The following is a 25147-nucleotide window of genomic DNA, read 5'->3' as shown; positions in this document are numbered from 1 at the left end:
GCTCAGTGCCGCCGGCCGCGGCGGAGGGCGGCGGCCAGTGCCAACAGGCCAAGCGCAAATATCGCGGCGCTCGCAGGCTCAGGCACCACCTGTATCGCGCCACCGGTCGCCCTGGCCAGGTAATCGAGGTAGCTGTTCAGGGCAATGCCGCCAAAATAGGTGCCGAAGGCACCGGCAACAATGCCATCCGGCGTACCGCCAAAGGTGTTGGTAGCGATCAGCATCAATTCGCCATACTGCTCGATAAACGAGGGGCCGCCCGAATCGCCGCCGCCGATGCCCGACTCATGATCGTTGGCCAGCTGTGCGGAGCACGCCAGGCCCCATCCGCAGAAGGTGTCGTGGCCATTGCCATCGAAGTCGGCGTACCAGACTTCGTTGGGTCCACTGAATCCCTGTTCGTCATCGGCATCGAACAGGTCGACGACGTTCTGGCCAGTACGCTTGATGCGGAAGTCCGGGCTGATGGTGTAGCCTTTGATGCCGTCGCCCGAAGTGCCGTAGCCGGCCATGATAAGGCGGGTATTGGCCTGCAACTGCTGGCCTGCCAGCTTGTAGATCTTGGCCGACGGAGGCGCATCCTGGCCGAGTGTGATGACGGCCAGGTCATCGTTCACGCAAAAGCCTGACACGCCGGCCGGGCAATTGCCAAATCCCGCGTAGTTGGGATTCATCTGGACTTTGGACGCGGTTACTACGGCACGCCCAGGGTCGCCCGGCGTGGAGGAGGCATTGAATACAACGCGGACATCGTTGCCAGGCTTGTTAAGGTCGATCAGGCTGCCTTTGCCATTCGTATCCACGCAATGGCCAGCCGAGACCACCTGGCGCTTGCCGACCAGTGCACCTGAACAGATATAGCTCAGTCCGTCATAGCGGATATTGATGCTTACCACGCCGGAGAAAGGCGAGGCGGCAGTATTGGGATCCACGTGGGCTGCAGGGGTGTCGGGCAGTGCGCCCGATGTGATCAACGGTGTGATGGTGCCGCCTGGCGTAGCGTGTGCTGTGCCGGCAAAAGCGATGAACGCCAGTGCCATGCCGAACAGTTTTTTTGCGGTGTTTGGTCCCACGTCGTTCCCTCCCGAGAATATTGCTCAGTGAATGAATACGTTGGGAAAACGTTTAGCAATAAACGGGCCCAGCAAATAAGCCGCTTTACTTTCAGTCACTTACTTTGCGGGGTGCGGCAGGCGCTTGAAAAAATGTAAAACTTTCCGACATTGCATTGCAAATTGATATACAGCGCCGTGCTGTTACTGCCGAGCTGCAAGCCGCCGCCTGGCGGCAACCAGGGTATCGGTAATGTTGCCGATGCTGAAGGGCTTCACGATAAATCCCATTGCACCGCGCGAGACGGCCGACTGGACGACGCCCTGGTCGTTATTGCCCGATACGACGATAACGAAGACGTCAGGGCAGCGCGATTTGATTTCGGAGATTAACTCCAGGCCATCACCATCGGGCAGGCCGAGGTCCAGCAGCACGATATCGGGCGATAGTTGCGTGCAGCGTGCAAGTCCGGCCTGGGCCGTTCCGGCTTCTCCCAGAACCGCCAGTTCGGCTTCGTTCGCACCGAGGCGCATCATCGAGCGCATCATTGCGTTGTCGTCGATGATGAAAACGGACTTCGGCTGCTGTTTGTGGAACGGAGCGATAGTAGCGTTTTGCATGGCGCGCCCTGTCTGCTAGCTGTCGGCATTGGCAGGCTAACACCAGGCGGCGCCGCGTGGCGCGCGCCTCCCGCGTTCAGAAGCGATAGCCGAGGTTGAGCCAAGCCATCGCCTGCCTGTCATGGGGCTCGGAGCGCGGCGCCCCACCACGGGTACGCCAGGCAGCAACCAGTGAGGCATTGAAGGCGCGATTGTCGTAACGCAGGCCGAGGCCCGCACCGGCCAGGGAGCGGTGGTTGCTGTCGCTGGTCCATGGCTCGCGGTTGGCGGTGATGCGGCCGGCATCGTAAAAAACGTAAGGCATGAAGGCGCCGGCAGCGTAGCGCAGTTCGAGCTGGACCAGGGCACCCGCATCGCCATAACCCTCGCCCCCGGGATAGGCACGCACGCCATTCCGGCCGCCGAGCCCGAATTTCTGGGACGAGTCCAGGTTCTTGCTGGCCCATTGCGCCGATAGGCGTCCATACAGGTCCACGTGTTCGGCCACCGACTGGATGCGGGCGAGGTCCAGGTTCAGCTTGGAGAAATGGCCGGCGCTGCGGGAGGTCGTTGCGTCGGTCTCCAATAAGGCGCCATCGAGGCTGAGGCGTCCCGGCGTCCATGAAACGGCGCCATAGGTGACACCGCCGCGCAGCAGGTTGTCGCGCACGTCGAAATTCATGGCAATCGGCACGCTGTTGCTCGATTTGTCGCTGCTGCTGTCTGTGGCGCCTTGCCGGTCGCGCAGGCGCTTATGTTCCAGCGTCGCCGACAAGGTCAGGTTGCGGCGCTGGGATCGAACCAGCGGATAGCTCAGCCCAGCGCTGCTGACATTTGCCGTACCGGTTGCATTGAGGGCCGCAAAGCTGTCCGCCAACGCGTAGTAGGAACGGCTGTAGCCAACGCGGCCGCGCAAGCCGCTTGCGCCCAGCGGGACGGCGTATGCCGCGGAACCAAACCACATTTGCTCGTTGGTGTACATGCCCTGCAGCGAGACCTGGTCGCCAAGCGTAAACGGGCTGTCAATGTCCAGGTTGGCATGGGCGCGGGTGCGCCCCGTGTAACGCGTGCCGTTGTTATCGAGCCCGATCTCGCCTGCGTAACGATGATTGCGCTGCACTTCGACGGCAAGGTCGCCGGTACCAACCTCCTTCCCGGGACGCACCACAGGAATGCTGCGCACGCCCGGCTGGTCGTCGAGGATAAGGGTGACACGCTCGAGTTCATGGCTTTCAATCACACTGCCGGGCTGCAGTGGTGACAGGAAACGCAGTGCTGCGGGACTGAGGGACTTGTCACCGTTGCTTGTAATTGCACCGTAGCGGCCTTCCAGCACTTCGATGCGCAGGCTGCCTTGCTGCAGATCCTGCTGCGGCAGGTACGCTCGAGCAAATGGATAGCCCGCTGCACGATAGTAAGTGGAGAGCTTGTCCGCCAATGCACTCAGGCCGGCGAAGTCGAAAGTCCTGCCAACCACGGGGCCCAGTTCGCGCAGGAGTTCTTCCTGTGGGATGAGGGTATTGCCGGTGACGGTTACCTGTTTCAGCGTTACCGTCAGTCCGCCAGGAGGGACTGTGGCGGGAGGGGGCGGGGGAGGTAACGGGAGCGGTGGTGCGGGAACAGGCTCCCGCAGCTCCCGCTGCCCGTTTTCCTGCAAAGACTGCGCGCCTTGCTGGGCAAAGGCCGCCTCGGCGAAGGCGTAAAAGATGGCGATGGTCAGAATGGTGTTGGCTGGTCGCATGTCGGCTTTCAACGCTGTCTGATTGACAACTCCATTCTATCGTTACTTTTGGTCGTTTGTCGCTGTTCCTTCATTAATTGGGACGGCAGATGGCATCTGGATGCCGCCAGAGACCACAAACACGCTCAGGAACTTGACGTCGCGGCCAGCGGTCAGGCTCTGGGTTGCAGGCATGTTGTCACGATTGCCGGAGCCGGATTGAACGCTGCTGGAGTCGCTGACATCGGTGTAGTTCAAGCCACCGACGCTCAGCGAGGGCAAGGTTGGGGTTGCGCCACCCGTGATGATGGGGCTTGCGGCCTGGGCTGCGATAGCGGTCCTTGCGTCAGGCATGGCCGATGGTTCTACGGCCGGTGCCGGCGCCGCCATTGGCGTGGGAACTGGCGCTGCTACAGGCGCAGGTTCTGGCGATACTGCTGCAGCTGGTGCTGGAACCGGGACGCTGATTGCAACTGGAGCCGGGGCAGGCGCTGCTACAGGGGCTGCTACAGAGGCTGCTACGGGCGTTGGCTCAGGCACCGGGATTGCGGCCGGGGCTGCTACCACAACAGGGGCTGGCGCCGGCGTCACGACCGGGGCCGGAGCTGGAACGACGATCGGCGTTGGCTCAGGCGTCGTGACCGGAACCGGGGCCGGAACCGGCGTTGGCACAGGCACGGAGACTGGTTCCGGGACCGGCGTTGGCACCGGAACGCTGACTGGTTCTGGAACTGGCGTTGGCACAGGCACCGAAACTGGTTCAGGAACTGGCGTTGGCACCGGAATGGTGACCGGCTCTGGAACTGGCATCGGCACAGGTACTGTGACTGGTTCTGGTTCAGGCGCCGGGGCCGGCGTGGTCTCTGGAGCTGGAACAGGAGTTGGAATCGGTACAGGCGTTGGCACCGGCAGCGCCGTGATGCTGGCCGTCGTCGCGCCGCTGCCGGAGAAGCTGTAATTGCCTGCATCGCTGCCACCGAGTGCAAGACCAGCCACATTGACGTTAAGCGAGCTGCCTGGGGTCGCTTGTGCGAATTGCGCAGTCGCCGCGCTGCTGTCGATATGTACATCATCATCGCTGATCACGCCGCCCAGCGAACCGCCGGAGGTCAGCGCTGCCACTGTAATGCCGTCCTCCACTTTGTCTGCTGCGGCCAGGTCGCCCACAGTCAGTGCTTTCGGGAAGATCGAAGCCATAAGCCCAACCGGCATCGTCAACTGATAGTTCGACGCCAGGCCAGTGCCATCAGCCAGCACGATACCGCTCACGGAAACAGCTTTGTTGCTGCCCGCGTTGCGGTCCGCAAACGCCCCCGCCTGGCCGGAGAAGCTCAAAGTCTCCGAACCAACCAGCCCACTCAGCGTGCCGCCAACCAGGGTTGCGCCAGTCGTCGCATCATAGGTTTTGTCAGTTGCGGACATGCCAACGATGGTCAATGCCTTGCGTGCGATGGAAGCAGTCGTGCTGGCCTGGTCCGTAATCGTGTAGTTGCTGGCGTACGCCCCGCCGTAGCTGCTGCTGATGTTTACCAGCTTGCCGGCGCCGGCATTCTTATCGGTGAACGCGCCGGAGACCGTCAGGCTGATCGTCTCGCCGTCGACCAGGTTGGAGAATACGGCATTGCCCGCATCAAGCTGCGCCGCAGCACTACCGTCATAAGTCTTGCCTGCCGCGGTAATGCCCGACACTGCCGTTGCACGCGGCGTGATCGAACCGGTAACGCCAACCGGATTGCTGATGGTGTAGTTGGCAGCCAGGCCGGAGCCATCCGACAGCACCAGGCCGCTCACCGTCACCGATTTCGCCGAACCTGCGTTCTTGTCCGCGAAGATCCCGGACAGGCCGGAGAAGTTCAAAGTCTCCGCACCGACCAAACCGTTCAGGGTGCCGCCGTTAAGGGTTGCCGAGGTATTGCCGTCGTAGACTTTGTCAGTCGCAGCAAGACCGGTAAGGGTCAACGCTTTCGCCGCGATGGACGCGGAGTTCGCCGCACCAGCCGATCCAAGGCCGGGCAGGGAGTAATTTGAAGCGAGGCCGTTGCTGCCATCGGTCAGCGTCATCGCATTCAGGTAGCTCGCGCCATTCACGTTGGCGCTATTTGCGGCAGCGCCGGTGTAGTTCAGGCTTTCACCGGACACCAGGTTCCCCAGCATGACATAACCACTCATATCGGTGCTGCCGTCATAGGTCTTTGCCGCCGCCACGGAAACAGCGCGTGCGGTGATGCTGGCGGAAGCACTGGCAGAAGTGCTGGCAAGCGCGTAGTTGCCGGCGTCCGCGCCGCTAAGCGTGATATTGCTGATATCGACCGTATAGTTGCCGACGTTTTTGCTTGCGAAAGTTCCGTTGCCGCTCAGGTTGACCGCGTCACCGCTGACGATGCCGGTGGCCGATACATTGGCTGCCGTCGTGCCGTCATATATTTTGCTGGCGGCAGCCGGGGTCAAGGTCTTTGCTGTAATGGTATAGCTGCCCGTGTTGAAGTAGCCGATAGCGTAAGTGGTGCCGCCGCTGGTATAGCTGGTCGGATTTGCGGCATCGGCGTTCAAGCCGGCATAAGAACCGGCGTTCTTGCTGCTGGTGGTATAGGCCACAGCCGGCGTGAGCGATGAAACGGAAAATCCTCCCGGGCCGCCCATCGTGGTGAAGGCCAGGCCGGTGGCGATGCTATTGCCGTCGTACGTTTTGGTGCCGGCCGCATTCTGGATCACGTAAAGCGGCTGGGTCGACATGCTGACCGCCTGGTAGGTCGCGTACAGGTAGCTGTTGTTCGCGCCAGGAATGACCAGCGTCCCGCAGTTCGGATAAGGCGTCGCACAGCTCGACAACTGCGGCGATTGGGTATATGCCGACAACTGCGGCGCGCCGTTGACGAACACCAGCCAGCTGGCAACCGAGTTCCCCCGGAATGCCACGCGCGCACGGTTGCCATAAGAGACCAGGCCAATTGCGCCCTGGTCCAGCACTGCCTGGGTATTGCCCGCCGTGGTATTGGAGGCATTCAGCAGCATGCCGCCGCCCGCCGAATTGCCGACCGTCGTGAGTGTGTTGGAATTGCCTTCGAAGGCGACGCCAAAAGTCTTGATGCCGGCCGTACTGACGCCGGTGATGAACAGGTTGCCGGTGCCGGAGTTGATGTTCGCATTCGACATGATGTACACGCCGCCGGTAACGCCAGCGTAGCTGCCGCTGTTGGAACCGACCACGGATTTGCCGTTGATGACGATATTGCCGCCGTCGGACAGGATGGATCTTGCACGCTGGAGGACAACTGCAGCCGTGCCGGAGCTTGAATTGAGTGCGTAACCGAAGCCATTGACCTGGCTGCCGGCATTGCTGCCGACCATGATATTGCCGCCGTTGGACTTGATGTCGGCATTGATGTCAACGCCGCCCAGGGTGGCATTGGCGGCATTGGCCGCACTCAGGGTCACGCCAAGCTTGCCTGCGGTGGAGGTGATGTCGCTGTTGACGATGATATTGCGGTCGGCACGCAGCGCCAGGGTTGCGTCGCCGCCGCTGGTCTTGGCGATGGCGCTGGCGACCGTGATGTCGCCGCTTCCTGAGCCGGTGCTGCCGTAGTTCGAAACATTGGACTGGGTAGTGACGGTCACGCTGGTGCCCAGGTTCAGGGCGCTGACGATATTGCTGGCGGCGCTGGTATCGATGGTGTAGTTGTAGGGATCGATCAGCCAATGACCACCCTGGCCGCGCGCGGCGCTGGCATCGATCTGCACGGCGCGTGCGGTGGAGACATGCGCCGCCGAGGTCTCGATAAAGCCGCCATTGCCGCCTTCCGGCGCGCTTGCATCAAGTTTGCCGGCGATATCGATACGGCCGTTCTGCATATCGCCCAGCAGCAGGATCTGGCCCTGTTCACCGGTGGCCATGGTGCGTGCCTGCACCAGGCCTTCATTGTTGATGACAGTGCTGACCAGGTCGCCGGCAGCCCTTGCGGTCAGCAGGACGTTGCCGCCATCGGCGCGGACCGCGCCGCCGTTTTCGACCAGCGCATCGATGGCGCCTTTCTGGATCTGCAGCTTGATCGGGCCGCCCAGGTCCAGCAGCACTTCGCTGCCGGCGCCCAGGAGCACATTGCCGCGCTCGGCGGAGATCTCGCCCATATTGCTCACGCGTGCTGCAACCAGGGCGACCGTTCCGCCGTTGGCGGCTTTGATATTGCCCTGGTTGATCACTGCGTTCGAGCTGGCGCCCTGCAGCTTGTAATTTCCGGACATGAAGTCCTGGTTGCTCATGTCCAGGGTCGACGCGAGCAAGCCGCCTACATTCACCTGTGCGGTCGGCGAGAACAGGACGCCGTTGGGGTTCAGCAGGAAGACCTGGCCGTTTGCCTTGAGTGCCCCCTGGATTTGCGATACATCGCTGCCGGTAACGCGGTTCAAGGCGACGGAGGAGGCGGAAGGCTGTACAAAATTGACAGTATTCCCTTTGCCGATGGAGAACGAATTCCAGTCGATGGCCATCTTGGCGCCGCCCTGCTTAATGGTCATCGCGCCGCCTTGCTGGCTAATATGGCCTTGGCCGGCGACGACCACGCCGCCAGTCGGCAAATCTGCCGCCAACGCCGCGCCGCCAATCAGGGCCAGGCTTGCTGTCGCCAGGGCGCGGCGCGTGGCGCGCGCGCCGCGCGCTTTGCCATGGGCGCCGCCCAGTTCGGAACGCACTTGCCACATACCCATGCTGGCATTCCACACAACTCGGAAAATCCTGTTCATAACGCTACCTCAGACGTTGAATTGAGACGGATCGGGCAATCGCGTTTGCATAAACGGAGCCAGACTCGGACAGCAGGATTCAGGGCTGTTGATTGATGTGCCTTGGCGGCAGTGCGGTGCGCAGAGGTGGGGCGTCACCAGGAGGATGCTATTTCTGTACGGCAATGACGATCTTACACAGATTTGACTAGTTTTCACACGGCAATACCGAAAAATAGTTTTCTGCGTTGGTGCGGCGCGTCACCTTCCAAATCTGTAGCGACCTGGCCTGAGAAAATTAGGTGCCGCACCCAGGGGAATTTAGGTGCCAGCACCAATCCGCCCGCCGCTGATCTTTTCTAAAGTTGGTTGACCCAGACAACTTTGGCTTTTCAGCCGGGAGGAAATAATGTTTACCCCACGTTCCATCACGCCGTTCGCTATTGCAGCGCTTTTCAGTGCCGGTGCGGCGCAGGCAGGGAGCATCGACGGTGCGCGTCCACCTCGGGAGGCGCCTTCGCTTGCAGTGTCCAGTGCCATGGCCGACTACCGGAAACTCGATGCCGACGTCTCGTTTACCTTTGCCGGGCCGCATATCGATAGTTTCGCGTCGAAGGCGAAGCCCGTGATCCCAGACTATGCCATGCAGGTGCTCGTCAAACTCGGCATGCCGGCGACTGCGAAACCGGTGCGCAGCCTCCTGCTGCCATCCAAGGGCCCGATCGCCAGCCGCGACCTGGAGACCAACGGCCTGGCCCTGCCATTCGTTGCCGAGGCTGGCAGCGCGGCAAGTGCTTCGCTGGGCACAGTCGATGGCGCCGACAAGCCGCGCGACGGTACGGTAGTGCCGCGCGAGGTACGGCAGGGGCCTGCGCCGGACCCCGACCGCATGGTGGATTGGAAAAGACCGGATGCGGCCACGCTCGCGCTCGAGAAGCGCGCTGCAATGCCGATCCTCTCGGCCTTCCTGGCGCGCCATGCCAGGATGTTTGACATCGATCCGGCCCGGATCGCGCAGTCGCTGCGCATCAAGGAATATCAGACGTCGCCGCTGTTCCGCAAGCTGACGATCGAGCAGTACGTTGGCGACGAAAAAGTGCTTTATGGCCGCACGCTGGTGCATTTCGATCTTAACTGGAACGTGATAGGTATCAGCCGGATGCTGCTCACACCGGCAAAGCTGCAGCTCAAGTCCACCAGTGCCGACATCGGCGGCGGCATCAGCCCGGAACTGGCGGCACGAACTGCATTGATTGCGCCGGCGCAGGCCGAATGCAAGCAAATGCAAGTCCGTACCATCCGCAACGAGCGCACGATCGACATCGCCCGCGGCCTTCGGGTGTTTGACATTGAATCGGGATCCAGCGATGGCGAGTGCCACTGGCGCACCATTGTCGATGCAGCGAACGGGCGCATCCTCAATGTGAGCGACCTGGTCGACCGCGCCTACACGGACGCACAGGTGAATCGTTGGCGCTACCCGAGCGGCAACCTGTTTACCCCAGCGCAAGTGATTTCAACCGGCCAGTACACCCGCAATGACCGCCGCCTCGAGCACGACTTCTTCTACATGATGAACGACCACCGCTGCGAAGGCGCGGCAGAAACCATGTGCGGCGAAACCAAATTTGCGAGCAACTGGTGTTCGGCCGCGTATGGCACGGACAGCGGCAGCTCATTCATCCGCGCTACCCGCAGGACCGATCGCGACTTTGCGCCGTACTTCCCCGGCGGCGCCAGCGAGACTTTCGGCGAGACGAATGCGTATTACTGGGCGCGCCAATTCTCGCAATGGCTGAAACCCTCGCTCGATGCAATGGGCGTATTGCCCGACTCGGCCAGCGACTTCCCGCGCGTGCTCCTGGTATCGGACGCCTGCCGCTCCGGATCGGTCCATAATTCCACCTTCGCCATTACCACCGACAACAATAAGGGCGAAGGCGGGAATGTGATCCGTCTCGCGCATCGGGATCCTGCCGGTTCGTCGAATCACAATGCATCCTGCGAAGGTGGCGGCTGCTTTGACAACCCAAGCAATCTGCATCATGAGTTGAATCACTTCTTCCTGAAACGATATTACGATTTCGGTTCGGACCTCGATTGCGGCGGCAACAACCAGATGAAGTTCATCCATGAAGGTGCGCTTGGCACTGCGGTGCCGCAGGCGTTCTGGCAGAGCTATTACGGGGTCGGCTATAAACCGTCGAGCACCGACAAGCTATACTTCTCGCACTCTGAAACCGGGCAAGTGCACGAGAATGATGCAAGCCGGATGACGGTCGGCGGCCACCTCTGTGTCAACCAGACCACGGACCAGGGACCGTATCACGCCGGCCGTGTCGTTGGACAGGCGCTGTGGGAGTTCTACCATGGCATCAAGGTCACCGGCGCGACCCAGAGCGGGACCTGGCGCCCAACTACCGATACCGACTTTAACTGGATCGTGTATTGGGCGGCCGACCTGATGGCGGCATCGACCTACAAAGACCGCTACGAGTATGCCAACCGCTTCATGGAAATCCTCGACAAGCACACCAACTGGTCGAGTGGCGGGAAGCAGGACTACTGCGAGATCTTCCAGCATCACGGCTTGCGGGACTTCATCAACGCCGATTACTGCAACTAGGCGGTGTTTTGGACCACTCCAGCCCCTGTTCAAGCTGCCAGGCCGTGCGAGCGGTCCATCGGGGGCGGTGGCGGGGGCTGGAGCGGCTGCTCGGGGACGGACGGGGTGGGGCTTGCGGTGCTTGCTCCGGTGGCGCCTGTAGAGCCTGTGGTGCCGGTACTCCCGTGCCGCTGGTGCCGCCTGTGCCTCCGGTGGTGGTGGCTGCTTCCGGTGCTGTGGCTGTGGTGCTGCGCTCGCCGCTGCCTGGTACCGTCGCATGCACCGGTCCAGCCTGTGCCGGCGCTGTGAGGCGCCCCGAAACCTGCCCACTGCGCGCCGTCTCCGCACCGGATTGCGAGGTGATCCGTGCACGCCGATCCTCAGAAGCCAAGCGCGATTCCGCCTCCGGATTGATGGTATTCACCCGGATGCGCTCCTGCGCCTGCCCGCCGGCGAGCCGTTCCAGGTCCACATGGTCCGTCTTGAACAGCAATTCAACCGAGGAGTTCAGGTCAAGGTCGGTATTCATCTCCTCCGAGGTCTGGGTGCGCTGGGTCGAAACATAAGCGATCGTGTTCTGCATCCGCGCATCGACACCCCAGGGACCAACCTTCGCCCCGACACCAACGCTGAGGTCATTACGCTCATCAAAACTGGAGCCTCGGTCGTCATTCGCGGCGCTGCGGGTGTCGATATGGAAGCGCATCGAAGCATTCAGCCGGCCGCTTTCGATAACGATGCGCTGCAAGCCCATCATCACCATCGTGGCAAGCATCTGCTGGCGGTTGCGTGCCAGGCATGAGCGTGCAAGAGGCACCAGCCGCTCCGGGTCGCCGGCCGGAACTTCGTCCTGCGGCTGGAGTCCTAGTACGGTACGAAGGGCCGCGGGGCTTGGCATGCCGGCGCCGGGCGCCAGTTGCAGCCGCGTGGCGGCATCGCGCGCTGCCTGCTGCTCCGCGCGCTCTTCGGGCTCATTTCGGAGGCGGGAGTAGGGAAGGCTTCCGCTTCGCCGCCCTGCACGACAAAAGCGCCGGGAAAACGTTCCGCCAGCCAGGCCCGGGCGCCGGAGACGCGGGCGTTGGCGTGTGCGCCGGTGAAGGCGCCGCGCATATGGCCGAAAAGCTCGGACTCAATCAAAGTATCGGGCAGGGCGGCGCAGTTGACCACCACGAAATTGGCCCGGCTACGCGGACTGAGCGCATGAATCGCTTGCGCAACGCATTCCTTGCCGGTCCCGGTTTCGCCGGTGATCAGTACCGAGGCCGATGAGCGCGCGACTTTGGGCAGGTATGCACGCAAAGCTTGTATCGGAGGACTAGATCCTACCAGCGTGGCATCCAGGTCCAGCATGCGGGAATCTCCAGGCGGCGTCGGACTTGCAACGATAATCAAGTTTAACCGCTAGCATCTACACCAATTCTCACCAGCTGCCCTTGCTGCGCAAAATACAACATCAACGCGCCGCTGTCACTTCGCGATCGCCAGCGGCGTTGAAATTTAGGGGGCACGTCCCGCCAAATCTGGGTGCCAGCACCAATTCGGACATCGCAGCATCCACCTAAAGTGCTCGACATGCAGCAGCGCCACATCGCGCAGCCGGCATGTTCACCTCACCTTCACATACCCGATATCCAAACCAGGAGTTTCGCAATGGATGCCCAAAACAATGCTTCCGCCATGCAATCGAACCAGATGTTCCCAACGCTGCCAGACGCCCTCGAGATGCCGGCGCCTCAATCGGCTGCCGACATTCACCCGCATTTTCCCGGCCCCGGCGAACTGGTGAACCCGGAGTTCATCAAGATAAAAAGTGTGCGCCCAGGTTGCTACCTGCTGAACTACACCCCGAGCGGCATCGGCCTGGTGACTTACGACGGCACGATGCGCGTTGAAAAACATGCAGGCGGACGTACCGCGAGCGGCGACCTGTACCAGCGCCCGGTCCTGTTCCTGCCGCTGAAGAGCGCGCTGCCGGCCGACCTTGCACGGCCACTGCTCCTGTCGGGTCCCAATCCTGCCAGCGGCATTCCCATCCTGTCCCGCAGCCGCTATCGCTATTACCTGCGGGTCACCAAGATCCTGGAGAACTTCACCTTCGGCAACAGCTTCACGCTGGGCTTCGAGATGTGGCGCTTCACCAAGAATCCCGGCGCCTGGAATACCGGCGGCACCTGGAGCAAGGAAGAGTTGACGGCCCTGATGACATGGCAGGCAGCGCCAGCCGGCTTCCCTGAGCCGAGCCACTACCTGGCAGGCGACGTCAAAAACGCTTCCAACGTCGTGGTCGGCCGCCTGACGATGGGCTGGGTCTCCGACTTCCTGCGCAAAGCGACCATCGAAGTGGACCGCGTCAGCCAGTCCGAAGCCGTCATCAGCAACGGCGCGGGTGTGGACTGGGCTGTGATCGGCAAGAGCGTGGACTGGAACATCACCGCGATCCAAAGCAACAATAATGTCGTCGAGCCGAGCGGCATCTCATGGTCCAACGGCGAAGCCCATGCCGCAATGCTGGCCAAGCGCGACGCGTCCAACCTGGATGTCGAATGGCGTTACCATGTGCTGGCCATGCGCCGTCTGGACGAAACCGAACGCGGCATCATGTACGACAACAGCGGCACGGACTCCAACAACGTCCCGCGTGAAGGCTGCGCCATTTCCTCACACTGGACCATGCCGAACACAGCGGAGTGGGGCACCGTTGCAGGCCAGCGTTTCGGCACGGCTGCTGCGCCATACTTCCGCACCGCGGTGCACGAAATCGGCCATGCCATGGGCCTGTACCACAACACCGCCGATAACGGCTACCTGTGCACCACCGACGTGATCGCCTCACGCTCGCTCAATCCGGGCAGCCTGCAATTCCCGGCGAACATCCAGTGGTCCTATAACCCGGATGATGCGAAGCGCCTGCGCCATATGCCGGATATCTACGTGCGTCCTGGCGGCCTTCCGTTCGGCACCTCCTACGGTTCGACCCCGATCAGCCCAACCGACATGGAACTGGAAATCGACGGCCTGAGCATGTTCGTGATGCCTGTCGCCAGCGCAGTTCCGATCGGTGCCCCGGTTCGCCTGAACATCACGCTGCAGAACCAGACCAGCGCCCCGATCGCCGCACCAAACACCCTGAGCATGAAGAGCGGTATTGTGCGCGGCAAGGTGATCGACCCATGCGGCACCATTCGCACCTTCGCGCCCATCGTCATTTGCGTGGAAGACGACCAGGTCCAGCCACTGGATGCGCAAGACACGGTGGAGCATTCCCTGACCCTGCTGCGCGGCGGCCAGGGCGCGCTGTTCCCGATGCCTGGCGCTTACCGGATCATCGTGGAAGCCCGCTGGGACAATGGCGGCCTGGAATGCACCTGCACCGGCGAAAACACGGTCATGGTGACTTCCGCAGTCGACCAGGCGCACGCCGAGGCGGCGCTGAAAGTGCTGTCGACGCCGGATTCGCTGCTGTCGCTGGCTATTGGCGGCGACCACCTGCACGAAGGCTTGGCTGCGATCGATGCAGCGATTGCCAACCCGGTGCTGCGCCCGCACTTTGCCTACGTCGAAGCCAAACGCATGGCGACTCGTTTCCGTGAACGTAAAGCCGACTTTGCCGCCGCTGCCAAGCTGATCGACAGCAGCACGGTCATGAGCCCAGCGGAATTGAAGCGTGCTGCGGCTTGGGTGAAGGACGCAGGCCCAAGCACGGCGCCAGGCAAACAATTGGCCAAGGAGCTGACCAATAAGGCCAAAGGGCTGAAGATCAAGGATGGGCTGAAGGATCTTGCAGAACCGGCTTGACGCATGGGCAGGGGCTTCGGCCCCTTGCTGTTGTTAGCACCGGATGCATTTGTAATCAGAAAGGTGAGAAAGTGCGCAATTTCAGAGATTAATATCGGAATATAGTGAGCCGATGGCGGGACAGCATTAAGGGGAGAGAAATGAAATCAATGCTTATTCTTAGTTGCCTGTTGTCAGCCGTTGCTATAGCTCAGGAACAGTCGTTGCCTCGCGAGGCTGCATCAATCCCCACACTGAGAAATGCCGAGAAATTTCCGGGAAAGACGAAAAGCTATGAAACTGCTTTAGAACGAACAGAGGGTCAATCGTTGGCGGATCGCTTTCGCATGGCCGAGAGAACGAAACCGACGTTGGAGGTTCAGTTCACTAACGCTTCAGCAGCAAAGGAGCGCCTACAACTGCTGCCGAGACAAAGCTACACAAATGCTGCAACCTTGGTTAAGCACCAGCAGCTGGTAGGGCAGTTCCAAGCGAGTGCAAAATTTGTGGAAGAAAGGCAGGCCCGATACAGCCGCGTTGACCTCGCGATGACAAAGTACTTATTAGCAAATGCGAACGTCGAAGCGATGCAACTGGAATCGAAGGCGTTCACGAAGTCAGGCGGGATCAATGATGCCGACCTCGCAGCGCTACGCGACGCTACTGTACCGTTACACTCAATGCAAGCCAGGATAAGTCAAGGCCAGGAACCGCTGCAACATCGTGATATCAAAGTAATGGTTCTAGTCAGCGAAACAGATGCCAAACAGATGTCAGGGTTGCGAGTCTATGCGTTGCCAAAGGACATGTTCCATCATCCGGAGAGATTTCCCGTAGAGCTGGTTGAAGACCTGCTGGTTGAACTCTCGTTTGAAAAGCTGGCATCGCCATCTGAAGCCCGCATGCCAGTCAGTGACCTGCGTGTTTGGGTTGGACCCAAAGACGCCTTCAAGGCGATGCTTCCGTTAATTCGGGGTGGAAAGATTCAGTTTGCTCCGGTACACGCGAATATGGCATCGACCGGTCCCGCTGAGCTGACTTTCTACGAAGGACAAGTTGTAAAGTTGGATCAGGTGGGGCGGTGAAGGCGGGAAGCCCGTTCGCGGGCCCAATTGCAGTCATTAGTGCTGGGGCCGCGCTGGTGTGCTCTACCTTCGCCTTATTCGGCTCAATTCTCAAAGACCTACTTCCGCAGATGAATGGCGCCGATCGGACGGTCAATTTTGTCGCGCTTGGGACTCTGGTCGTGTTTCTTTCGCTGACGCCATTTATCCGAGCGAGGAGCAGAGTTGTTACGCAACGCTTATGGGCCGCCGTCGGAATTTTATGCTGTGTAGGTGCAATATTCCTCTACTTTTCATTCGACGAAATGGCACTCAAGTATACGTTCAGGTATCCCAATGGCGTACCTGAGACTGCGCAGCGGTTGGTCATACGAGGTGAGTACCATGCAAAAGGTAAAGAACTGCTGGCAGGCCGAGATGTCGCTTCCGCAGTAGCCGCCCTTGGGGGCGTAGACACCGTTTTCGGGTTTAGTCTCCTGTGGGAGAAGGAGTCACGTGACTACATCATCAATCGCTTTGTGCGCTACTATGCCGCAATTGTATTTCTGATCACCACCGCCCTATTTACTGTTGTCATCGTTGTCTGGAGAAATCTGAAGGATAAGGAAATAAAGCACACTGATTAAGACCCACATGTTGGCTTAGACGGCAATTTCACTCATCGTCACTTATAGGTGTTTGCGCCGACCTATTCTTTCCTCAGCAGCGTTAAATACGGGATAAACGGCCACCGGACCGTTTATCGGAACTCAAGCGCCCATCAGTCCTTGGCCGCAGACCCGGATGGTTTGCCCGTTGATACCGCAAGCGCCGGGGGTGCAGAGGAAAGTCACCAGTTCTGCGACGTCGCGCGGCTGGCCGCCCTGGGATAGTGAATTGAGGCGACGGCCAATCTCACGCGTCAGGAAAGGCACTTTCCGGGTCATCGGCGTCTCGATGAAGCCTGGTGCGACCGCATTGAAGGTGATCCCGCGCGCCGCATGCAAGGGCGCATGCGCTGCGACGTAGCCTATCAGGGCCGCCTTCGATGTGGCGTAGTTGGTCTGGCCAAAATTGCCCGCGATTCCGCTGATCGAAGACATGCAAACCACGCGGCCGTTCTCCCGCAGCAGTGCCTCATCCATCAGCAGCTTGTCGATTGCTGCGATGGCCGACAGGTTGATCTCCAGCACCTGATCCCACTGGCGCGCTTCCATTTTCGCCAGGGTTCGGTCGCGCGTAATGCCGGCGTTATGCACGACGATGTCGACGCCGCCAAAGTTCTCCCTGATGAATCGGGCAAGCGCTGCCGGAGTTTCAGGTGCAGCGATATCGAGCGCCAGCGGCGAAGCGCCAATCCGGCTTGCGACGACATTCAATTCGTCGGCGGAAGCAGGAATATCGAGTGCCACCACTTTGGCGCCTTCTTGCGCCAGGCGTTCAGCCGTTGCCAGGCCAATGCCGCGTGCCGCACCGGTCACCAAAGCGAGTTTGCCGGCCAGGGTTGCGGTTGAGGGCAGGGCGCCTGGCGCGGAAGTTTCGGACGAGACATGGACTGCCTGGCCGGAGACGTAGGCGCATTGAGGCCCGCAGAAGAAGCGCACCACGCCGTCGAGCCGGTCCAAAGCCTGTGGCGTCACGCTGGCCAGGTTCGCTGTCACGCCGCGCCGGCCAAGTTCCTTACCTAGCGAACGGACCAGTCCTTCCAAACCGCGCGCCACGGCTGCTGCTACGGGATCCGATGCGGCACTGAAAGGCGGAGCAATAAGAAGGACGCGTCCATTGCGTGCGATGCAACTTATGTGTTGATTAAACGCGCAATACACCGCGCGCAAATCGCCGACAGTCCGGCAGCCCGTAGCGTCCACCACAAAGATGTCGATCAATTCCGTCGCTTCCTTTGCGCCGGCAGCTTGAAGCGCGGCGGCAAGTGCGGACGAGGCGTAAGCTCCCTCGGCCTTCGCGAGCAAATACGACTGCGAAATGAAGGGCTGCGCGACATAAGCCGCCGCAGAGCGCCGCAACTCCGTCGGATTAGGCAGGCCAATGGCGCGGACAATCGGCCCGATGACGGGCCAACGGTTAATCTTGATCAGGGTATCGGGCATGTTCGATTTCAGGGCAAATTGACGTGTTGAGGCGCGACTATACTACCGAACCGCGGAAAACCGATGGGCAACTGCCTCTAGCCCAATGACGTGTAGAGCGCACACACTATGGTTTTTGTGCCAATCAAACGCTAGATCTGCCGTGTCTAAGTGATAATGCTGGCTCAATTAATTGTGCCGCATGGCAATAAAATAAGCTAATGATGAAAATGACAACTGCGTCCCCGAGGGCGCGAATTCTGGCGGCAGCTCTGACTGTGGTGATCGCGGGTTGCAGCAGCGGTGGTTCCGAGTCATCCAAGCCGTCAGTGCAGCCGTCCACGACACCAACAACACCGACGACTCCAACAAATCCAACGACGCCGACGACGCCGACCACTCCAACCACGCCATCTACCGGCGGGACGACGGCGATTAACGTTAACAGCAGGGCGGAAGTGGCCGCTTTCTACAACGCCACCATGCTGCCCGCGTTTTCGGTTCCCATGCAGTGGACGGGTTCAACCCAGGGCTGTGTAGCCGGTACCACCTCTGCTGAATATAAGGCGGCGGTCGTTAATACGGTGAACAGCTTCCGCGTGCTGGCTGGACTGCCAGGGAACGTCTCCCTGAATCTCACGCATTCTGCGATGGCGCAGCAAGCGGCCTTGATGATGGAAGCAAATTCGCAGTTAAGCCACTCGCCGCCATCTTCGTGGAATTGCTACACGGCAGACGGTGCGACCGCAGCGGGCAGCTCCAACCTGGCACTGGGCAACGCAGGGCCAAATGCCGTGCGCGCGTATATTGTCGATAACGGCACGCCGAGCCTGGGACACCGCCGCTGGGTGCTCTATTCGCGCCTGGGCGAGGTTGGCACTGGCGACACTACGCGGGCCAACACTTTATGGGTATTCGGCGGCACCGTTGCCGCACCGGCTGGTGTGACGGAAACGGGCATCGCCTGGCCATCACGCGGCTATGTGCCTTGGACTTCCAAAGTGGCCGACCCAAGCCACCCGTGGAGCTTCTCCTTGCCCGGCGCGGATTTCAGTGGCGCGAGCGTGGCGATGAGCAACGACCAGGGCAAGGTGCTCTCCGTCGGCAGTGTCGGTCCATTGCCGGACGGTTATGGCGACAACACCATGAGCTGGAAGCTGACCGCTGACGCAAGCGAGTGGTCCCGCTCGCCGTCCGACACCAAGTTCAATGTGTCGATCAGCAACGTAAAAGTCGGCGGCCAGGCCAAGTCGTTCCAGTACAGCGTTACGTTCTTCATCCCTTGAACAGTGGACTTGCTGGCACAGTACAAGATGCCTGAGGGCCAGCTACGTCCGTGATCTGATGCTGGATCGTGCCAGACCTGTAGTGCGCCACGCCCGGCGTATTTTAGGTGGAGCAGGGCGCCAAAGTTAGGTACCAGCACGGATCACCGAGGCTGACTATCTCCGTAAAGTTCAGGACATCCCACCGGGCAGTACCAGTGGGGCATCTCGAACCAACAACGGAGATACATCATGGGAATGGGCATTGAATGGGTCATGAAGTACAACGGGCGTGCCGCAGACGTCTCAAATACCAAAGCGGCAGCTGAAGGCTTCTACAATACGCTCCACGCGGTCCGCCAGTTCGCCTGGGGCGACAACTCGGCGTGGGACAGGGATTTTGAACAGCGGGGCGCCGGCAGCCCGATGTCCGGCGGCGACAGTTCCTGGGCGGACAATGTCGACATCGCATTCTTCGCGGGTCACGGCAATTCGCAGGGACCGTTCTTCGGCACCACGATCGACAGCGGCCAGGCCACGCCTGGTGAAGTGCGCCTGGGCGATATCGATCTAGAGTGGATCGCTTTCCATGCCTGCCAAGTCTTGCAGCGCGAAGGCGTGTTTGACCGCTGGGGACCTTCTTTCACCGGCCTGCATTACATGCTGGGCTTCGATACCGTGTGCCATGACGAGACCAACCGTGGCCGCTACTTCGCCGACCACCTCAACAACGGATGGCGCGTGCGCGACGCCTGGATCGCGGCCGCCCAGGAAACCGAAGGCTCCGACTGCCGTTGGGCCTACCTTCGGGCCGACGCCAGCGGCACCAATACTTATGAGGACCATTGGCACGGCAAGGGCTTTGTCTCGTCCGACCCCGATGTTCCGGCTATCCATTACTACCTGCGCGGCGCTTGCTAGGAGATCCTCATGAACTACGAACTGTTTACCTTCCCCAAAATGCCAGCGCAGCAATCGGTATGCCTGTTACGTCCACGCCGTATCGAAGGCGCCGCGATGGACCTTGCCAGCAAATTTGCCGAACGTTTCGGCGTGCAAGCACGGCCGCAGGATATGGGGGCGCGCATGATTGCACGCGACGAGCGGTCTTCACTGGAATATTTCGTGGCCACCGGCTCGGTGCGCTACAGCACCCGTCCAGGCCAGAAAAGTGAAGCAGAATACCAGCCACGCCTGCCCGACGAAAAGGAAGCCATCGACCTGGCCATGAAAAGACTGCGCGAGCTCGACCTGATGCACAGCTCCGCAGCCGTGCATTCAGTCACGGACCTTGAGTACAGCTTCCGCAAGGCCGGCGACAAGGAAGAAACCGTGTTTCCGATTGCGCGCCAGGTGAATATGCGCTTCAAGGAAGCCGGGCTCCCATGCTTTGGCCCGGGCGCCAAAATCCAGGTAGCGCTCGGTGAAGGCGGCAACATGGACGAGCTGCTACGGTTCTGGCGCGAAGTCGATGTGGCCGGTGAAGCGATAACGCTCTCACCAGACCACCTGACGGACATCCTGATGCGCGATGAAAGTTTTGCACAGCTGCGCGCTGGTGAGGCTTCAGTCCAGTTCCATGACTGCCAGGTTGGTTTCTATGCGCTGCCTCCGCGCGAAGTGCAGGGCATGATCGTCCCGGTATTCGCACTTTCCGGAACCGTGTCGACCCCAGCATTGCCGCGCTACGATTTCATGCGCTATGTGCCGGCCGTATCCGTAGAGACAAAGAGCCGTGCCGGGATGACGGAGTTGCGCGCAATGGCAGCGTATTAATCGACGATGCCATCGTAAGCCCCTTCGACCTCAGGAAGGGGCGACCCGACGATCATTTGCAATCACATAAATGAGTCGACTCAATCCTTGTTACAACGGGATAGATCCCGGGAACAGACCATATTTTTGCGATTGGACATGTTCATTAAGTCAAGGCGCTGCCGTTGGGGCGTCATTGCCCGGCATAGTGCACGGCGACTATATACTGCATTTGACATAATATAGATTATGCGAAGTCTTGCAACGCCGCAGCACTGTCCTTGCTTGGTTCAAATGTCATTCCTTAGGGCCGTTCGGAGTTTCCCACACTTCCTTCAGGCCGGACACCAATGCGTCAAAAACCGTTTTGCAACGCGCACTTTGGCGTAGATCGGAATGCATGGTTACCCATGTCGTCATCGTCATGTTCATTTCTTTAGCCAGGACCCGCACCAGCTTTTTATCCCGAGCCGCCAGTCCAACCTGATACCCGCCAATGCCTGCGCCGGCACGAACCAGCGCCATTTGCGCCAGATTGCTGTCGCAGCGGTACGCGAATCCTTCGCGCTTCCATCCGCCCAATTTGGCACTGGCCGACCGCAGGAATGGCGTCTCCATATCAAATCCGATCAGGCTGTGGGCGGCCAGGTCGGCCAAGGTTTTCGGCGTGCCGCGGGCCGCCAGATAATCTTCGTGCGCATAGAATCCCAGTGCAACCTCGCCGACGCGCTGCGCCAGTAACAGATCCTGCTGCGGCTGCGTCATACGCACGGCGATGTCGACCTCCCGGCCAAGCAAATCCTGGACTGCGTCGTTGAGCACGAGTTCAATCGCCAACTCCGGATATTCAGCCCGAAGCGGCGCCAGGATCAACGGCAGGATCTCCACGCCTACAACTTCGCTTGCGGAAATGCGCACGGCGCCGCGAACGGCGTTGTGGCCTCGGGCGCTGCGTTCAATCGACGCGGCGGCGTGCTGCATTTCTTCGAGCTGATTGCGCAACTGCAATGCAGCTTCTGTCGGCTGCAGCCCCGATTGGGAGCGCGTAAACAGGGCCAGGCCGAGGCTGGATTCCAGCTCGGATATGTGGCGGCCGACAGTCGGCTGCGTCAATCCCAGGGATCGGGCGGCGCCGGATAGCGACTGGGCGTTCAAAACATGCAGGAAGCTTCGGTAAAGATCCCAGGGAATCGAGGTTGTCATGCAAATTTGTATAGCCGATGAAAAGCTTTAGGGAATTTTCGTTTAGTCTGAGTTTGGCCATAATTTGCCTCATAGTCAACTTAACGGAGCAAATCATGGAAGCTAAATCGGTATTGGTTCTCGGCCCTAGCGGTGGTATCGGCGGCGAAATGCTGCGTCAGCTCGTAGCGCAAGGCTGGCGAGTTCGGGCGCTGAAGCGCGGCCTGGGCACAGCAAGCCGGCTGGCAGATGGCGTCGAATGGGTCGAAGGCGACGCGTTGATCGCGCACGATGTACGCAGGGCGTCTGAAGGTTGCGCAGTGATCGTCCATGCGGTGAATCCGCCTGGCTATCGCGGCTGGGGCCAGCAGGTTTTGCCTATGATCGAAAACACGATCGCTGCGGCGGCTGCGCAAGGTGCGACCGTCGTCCTGCCGGGAACCGTCTATAACTACGGTCCCGACGCTTTCCCGGTCCTGCATGAGGATTCGCTGCAGCGCCCTCTTACACGTAAAGGCAAGATTCGCGTCGAAATGGAGCAGCGCCTGCGGGAGGCAAGCGAGCAAGGAATGGTGCGCGTCATCGTTGTCCGTGCGGGTGATTTCTTTGGTCCCGGTGCGCGCAATAACTGGCTTTCGCAAGGCATGATCCGTCCCGGCGAAGTGCCCGCCGAAGTAAAACTGCCCGGCGCGCCTGGTGTTGGCCATCAATATGCCTACTTGCCGGACGTGGCGGCCACCATGATTGCGCTACTGGATAAGCGCGATGAACTGCCGGCCTTTGCCAGCTATCACATGGCCGGCTATTGGGACCATGACGGCACCGGATTCGGACAGGCAATCCAGCGCGTGGTCGCCGCCCACGGTGCGAAGCTGCCGAAGCTGAAGGCCTTTCCCTGGTGGCTGATTCGTCTCGCCGCACCGTTCAACGAGACCTTGCGGGAAATGATGGAAATGCGCTACTTGTGGCTGCGTGCTGTGCGGATGGAAAACCAGAAGCTGCGGCAAGTGCTCGGCACCGAACCGCATACTCCACTGGAAACCGCCCTCACCCGCACGCTTGGCAGCCTTGGCTGCCTTCCTTCCGGCGCTTAGTTCGACTTGGCCGCTGCCTTGGCGCGCGCCGCGTGCAGTTTGCGGTAGCTGTCGATCTTACGCTGGTGCCTGTCGAGCCCTTCCAGCTTCATGCTGGTTGGGGTCAGGCCGTAGAAACGCACGCTGCCGTCGACCGAGCCGATTACCGCATCCATCTTCTCGTCGCCGAACATGCGGCGGAAATTGACGACGTAATCGTCCAGTTCCATCTCTTCGTCCAGCAGTACTTCCAGCACTGCGCTGAGAGCCTGGTAGAACAGGCCACGGTCCAGCGTGTTGTCGTTGTACTGCAGGAAGGACTCAACCAGCTCTTTTGCGGCTTCGTATTCGTTGAGGGCGAGGTTAATCAGCAGCCTCAGTTCCAGGACCGTGAGCTGGCCCCACACGGTGTTCTCATCGAACTCGATGCCGATCAGGGTGGCGATATCGCCGTACTCATCAAGCTCGCTGTTTTCCAGGCGTTCCAGCAATTCGTCCAGGCCATCGTCATCGAGGCGCTGCAGGTTCAGGATATCGCTGCGGAACTGGAGCGCCTTGTTGGTGTTATCCCAGATCAGGTCTTCTACCGGGTAGATTTCCGAATAGCCGGGCACGAGGATACGGCATGCAGTCGCGCCAAGCTGGTCGTAGACCGCCATGTAGGATTCCTTGCCTAGGTCCTTCAGGATGCCGAACAGGGTTGCGGCTTCTTCTGCATTCGAGTTTTCGCCTTGGCCGGAAAAATCCCATTCAACGAATTCGAAGTCCGATTTGGCGCTGAAGAAGCGCCAGGACACGATGCCGCTGGAGTCGATGAAGTGCTCGACGAAGTTGTTTGGTTCCGTCACAGCGTTGCTGACGAAGGTCGGGCGCGGCAAATCGTTCAGGCCTTCAAAGCTGCGGCCCTGCAGCAATTCGGTAAGGCTGCGTTCCAGCGCGACTTCCAGGCTCGGGTGGGCACCGAACGAGGCGAACACGCCGCCTGTGCGGGGATTCATCAGCGTCACGCACATGACCGGGTAAGTTCCGCCGAGTGATGCATCCTTCACCAATACCGGGAAGCCTTGCTCTTCCAGGCCCTTGATGCCGGCCACGATGCCGGGATATTTCGCCAGCACTTCCTGCGGTACGTCCGGTAATGCCAGTTCGCCTTCCAGGATTTCGCGCTTGACCGCCCTTTCGAAAATCTCGGACAGGCATTGCACCTGGGCTTCCGCCAGCGTGTTACCGGCGCTCATGCCATTGCTGACAAACAGGTTCTCTACCAGGTTGGTCGGGAAGTACACCACCTCGCCGTCGGACTGGCGCACGAACGGCAACGAGCAGATACCACGTTCGACCTTGCCGGAATTGGTGTCGTACAGGTGCGAACCACGCAGTTCGCCTTCGGGGTCGTAGATCTTGCGGCTGTATTTATCCAGGATTTCGGCCGGCAGCGCATCCTTGCGGCCAGGCTTGAACCAGCGCTCGTCCGGGTAGTGTACAAAGTCGGCATTGGCAATGTCTTCGCCCCAGAATTCGCCGGCGTAGAAATGGTTGTTGCTGATCCGTTCGATGTACTCGCCCAGTGCGGACGCCAGCGCGCTTTCCTTGGTCGAGCCCTTGCCGTTGGTGAAGCACATCGGCGAATGCGCGTCGCGAATGTGCAGCGACCATACGTTGGGAACGATGTTGCGCCACGAAGCGATTTCAATCTTGATGCCGAGGTTCGCCAGCAATCCGGACATATTGGCGATGGTCTGTTCCAGTGGCAGGTCCTTGCCGGGAATGTAGGTGGTTGTGCCGGATCCGGCATCAAGGGTCAGTAAAGCCTGCGCATCGGCATCCAGGTTTTCCACTTCCTCGATGATGAATTCCGGGCCGGCCTGCACCACCTTCTTGACGGTGCAGCGGTCGATCGAGCGCAAAATGCCCTCGCGGTCCTTCGCCGAAATATCCGGCGGCAGCTCGACCTGGATCTTGAAGATCTGCTGGTAGCGGTTTTCCGGATCGACGATATTGTTTTGCGACAGGCGGATGTTTTCGGTCGGAATATTGCGAGTTGAGCAATATAACTTCACGAAGTATGCCGCGCACAAGGCCGACGAAGCCAGGAAATAGTCGAACGGGCCAGGCGCCGAGCCGTCCCCTTTATAGCGGATTGGCTGGTCTGCGATGACCGTGAAATCGTCGAATTTGGCTTCCAAACGAAGCTTATCGAGAAAGTTGACCTTAATTTCCATGGGAATGTTCCAAATTTAGTGCTCAAAATAGCGTGGCCGCTATTATCGGCTCT

The 25147-nt window shown here is 60.2% G+C and carries 16 protein-coding genes and 2 pseudogenes; 8 read left to right on the top strand and 10 right to left on the bottom strand.

Going from position 1 to position 25147, the window contains the following annotated elements:
* Positions 1-2: 2 nt before the first annotated feature.
* The 5 genes and pseudogenes from ASE26_RS19270 to ASE26_RS32105 all read right to left on the bottom strand — a co-directional run.
* Positions 3-1073 carry a trypsin-like serine protease gene (locus ASE26_RS19270; protein WP_057246762.1) on the bottom strand — a complete coding sequence of 357 codons (1071 nt, stop codon included), beginning with the start codon at positions 1071-1073 and terminating at the stop codon, positions 3-5.
* Between the two features lie 183 nt (positions 1074-1256).
* Positions 1257-1673 carry a response regulator gene (locus ASE26_RS19265; RefSeq protein WP_057246761.1) on the bottom strand — a complete coding sequence of 139 codons (417 nt, stop codon included), beginning with the start codon at positions 1671-1673 and terminating at the stop codon, positions 1257-1259.
* 76 nt (positions 1674-1749) lie between these two features.
* On the bottom strand, positions 1750-3393 hold the full coding sequence (locus ASE26_RS19260; protein ID WP_057246760.1) for a ShlB/FhaC/HecB family hemolysin secretion/activation protein: 1644 nt from the start codon (positions 3391-3393) through the stop codon (positions 1750-1752).
* Between the two features lie 42 nt (positions 3394-3435).
* Positions 3436-5067, bottom strand: a pseudogene (locus tag ASE26_RS32110) (YDG domain-containing protein); the annotation flags it as partial.
* Positions 5068-5118: 51 nt separating this feature from the next.
* Positions 5119-8109 (bottom strand): annotated as a pseudogene (locus tag ASE26_RS32105) (YDG domain-containing protein); the annotation flags it as partial.
* Positions 8110-8497: 388 nt separating this feature from the next.
* Here ASE26_RS32105 and ASE26_RS19250 point away from each other — a divergent pair.
* Positions 8498-10714 (top strand): hypothetical protein, encoded by a 2217-nt coding sequence (locus tag ASE26_RS19250; protein ID WP_156409969.1) that lies wholly within the window; start codon positions 8498-8500, stop codon positions 10712-10714.
* Here ASE26_RS19250 and ASE26_RS19245 read toward each other — a convergent pair.
* Both ASE26_RS19245 and ASE26_RS32100 read right to left on the bottom strand, forming a co-directional pair.
* Positions 10692-11591 carry a hypothetical protein gene (locus ASE26_RS19245; protein ID WP_057246757.1) on the bottom strand — a complete coding sequence of 300 codons (900 nt, stop codon included), beginning with the start codon at positions 11589-11591 and terminating at the stop codon, positions 10692-10694. The genes ASE26_RS19250 and ASE26_RS19245 overlap by 23 nt on opposite strands.
* On the bottom strand, positions 11558-12043 hold the full coding sequence (locus ASE26_RS32100) for a sigma 54-interacting transcriptional regulator (protein WP_057246756.1): 486 nt from the start codon (positions 12041-12043) through the stop codon (positions 11558-11560). Before ASE26_RS32100 ends, ASE26_RS19245 begins: the two co-directional genes overlap by 34 nt.
* A gap of 300 nt (positions 12044-12343) precedes the next feature.
* Between ASE26_RS32100 and ASE26_RS19235 the strand changes: the two genes are divergently transcribed.
* The 3 genes from ASE26_RS19235 (at position 12344) to ASE26_RS19225 (ending at position 16157) form a co-directional block, all read left to right on the top strand.
* Positions 12344-14488, top strand: a complete 2145-nt coding sequence (locus ASE26_RS19235; protein WP_057246755.1) for a hypothetical protein — start codon at positions 12344-12346, stop codon at positions 14486-14488.
* Between the two features lie 140 nt (positions 14489-14628).
* Positions 14629-15552, top strand: coding sequence for a hypothetical protein (locus ASE26_RS19230; protein WP_156409968.1), 924 nt, complete (start codon positions 14629-14631; stop codon positions 15550-15552).
* Positions 15549-16157, top strand: coding sequence for a hypothetical protein (locus ASE26_RS19225; protein ID WP_057246753.1), 609 nt, complete (start codon positions 15549-15551; stop codon positions 16155-16157). Before ASE26_RS19230 ends, ASE26_RS19225 begins: the two co-directional genes overlap by 4 nt.
* A gap of 123 nt (positions 16158-16280) precedes the next feature.
* Here ASE26_RS19225 and ASE26_RS19220 read toward each other — a convergent pair whose 3' ends face one another.
* Entirely contained in the window at positions 16281-17618 is a 1338-nt protein-coding gene (locus ASE26_RS19220) for a 3-oxoacyl-ACP reductase (protein ID WP_057246752.1), read from the bottom strand.
* Positions 17619-18055: 437 nt separating this feature from the next.
* On the opposite strand from ASE26_RS19220, the gene ASE26_RS19215 reads away from it, so the two are divergent.
* From ASE26_RS19215 to ASE26_RS19205, 3 genes are all read left to right on the top strand, one after another.
* A complete protein-coding gene (locus ASE26_RS19215; RefSeq protein ID WP_057246751.1) occupies positions 18056-18883 on the top strand; it encodes a CAP domain-containing protein in 828 nt (275 codons plus the stop codon).
* Between the two features lie 231 nt (positions 18884-19114).
* A complete protein-coding gene (locus tag ASE26_RS19210) occupies positions 19115-19783 on the top strand; it encodes a DUF6345 domain-containing protein (RefSeq protein WP_156409967.1) in 669 nt (222 codons plus the stop codon).
* A gap of 9 nt (positions 19784-19792) precedes the next feature.
* Positions 19793-20638, top strand: coding sequence for a hypothetical protein (locus ASE26_RS19205; protein WP_057246749.1), 846 nt, complete (start codon positions 19793-19795; stop codon positions 20636-20638).
* A gap of 276 nt (positions 20639-20914) precedes the next feature.
* Here ASE26_RS19205 and ASE26_RS19200 read toward each other — a convergent pair whose 3' ends face one another.
* Positions 20915-21820, bottom strand: coding sequence for a LysR family transcriptional regulator (locus tag ASE26_RS19200; protein ID WP_055923454.1), 906 nt, complete (start codon positions 21818-21820; stop codon positions 20915-20917).
* A 95-nt stretch (positions 21821-21915) separates the two neighbouring features.
* Here ASE26_RS19200 and ASE26_RS19195 point away from each other — a divergent pair, with 95 nt between their 5' ends.
* Positions 21916-22893 (top strand): NAD-dependent epimerase/dehydratase family protein, encoded by a 978-nt coding sequence (locus tag ASE26_RS19195; protein ID WP_057246748.1) that lies wholly within the window; start codon positions 21916-21918, stop codon positions 22891-22893.
* Here ASE26_RS19195 and ASE26_RS19190 read toward each other — a convergent pair.
* Positions 22890-25094: an OsmC domain/YcaO domain-containing protein gene (locus ASE26_RS19190; RefSeq protein WP_057246747.1), complete on the bottom strand. Its 2205-nt coding sequence runs from the start codon at positions 25092-25094 to the stop codon at positions 22890-22892. The genes ASE26_RS19195 and ASE26_RS19190 overlap by 4 nt on opposite strands.
* Positions 25095-25147: the final 53 nt, after the last annotated feature.

This window comes from Duganella sp. Root198D2 (genome assembly GCF_001428585.1).
Taxonomy (GTDB): Bacteria; Pseudomonadota; Gammaproteobacteria; order Burkholderiales; family Burkholderiaceae_D; genus Rugamonas.
This window is presented reverse-complemented; position numbering and strand designations above follow the sequence as displayed.

Excerpts from the sequence above, each read along its gene's own strand:
- ASE26_RS19265 (WP_057246761.1), bottom strand. The coding sequence starts at position 1,673 with ATGCAAAACGCTACTATCGCTCCGTTCCACAAACAGCAGCCGAAGTCC.
- ASE26_RS19260 (WP_057246760.1), bottom strand. The coding sequence starts at position 3,393 with ATGCGACCAGCCAACACCATTCTGACCATCGCCATCTTTTACGCCTTC.
- ASE26_RS19250 (WP_156409969.1), top strand. The coding sequence starts at position 8,498 with ATGTTTACCCCACGTTCCATCACGCCGTTCGCTATTGCAGCGCTTTTC.
- ASE26_RS19245 (WP_057246757.1), bottom strand. The coding sequence starts at position 11,591 with ATGCCAAGCCCCGCGGCCCTTCGTACCGTACTAGGACTCCAGCCGCAG.
- ASE26_RS32100 (WP_057246756.1), bottom strand. The coding sequence starts at position 12,043 with ATGCTGGACCTGGATGCCACGCTGGTAGGATCTAGTCCTCCGATACAA.
- ASE26_RS19235 (WP_057246755.1), top strand. The coding sequence starts at position 12,344 with ATGGATGCCCAAAACAATGCTTCCGCCATGCAATCGAACCAGATGTTC.
- ASE26_RS19230 (WP_156409968.1), top strand. The coding sequence starts at position 14,629 with ATGAAATCAATGCTTATTCTTAGTTGCCTGTTGTCAGCCGTTGCTATA.
- ASE26_RS19220 (WP_057246752.1), bottom strand. The coding sequence starts at position 17,618 with ATGCCCGATACCCTGATCAAGATTAACCGTTGGCCCGTCATCGGGCCG.
- ASE26_RS19210 (WP_156409967.1), top strand. The coding sequence starts at position 19,115 with ATGGGAATGGGCATTGAATGGGTCATGAAGTACAACGGGCGTGCCGCA.
- ASE26_RS19205 (WP_057246749.1), top strand. The coding sequence starts at position 19,793 with ATGAACTACGAACTGTTTACCTTCCCCAAAATGCCAGCGCAGCAATCG.
- ASE26_RS19200 (WP_055923454.1), bottom strand. The coding sequence starts at position 21,820 with ATGACAACCTCGATTCCCTGGGATCTTTACCGAAGCTTCCTGCATGTT.
- ASE26_RS19195 (WP_057246748.1), top strand. The coding sequence starts at position 21,916 with ATGGAAGCTAAATCGGTATTGGTTCTCGGCCCTAGCGGTGGTATCGGC.
- ASE26_RS19190 (WP_057246747.1), bottom strand. The coding sequence starts at position 25,094 with ATGGAAATTAAGGTCAACTTTCTCGATAAGCTTCGTTTGGAAGCCAAA.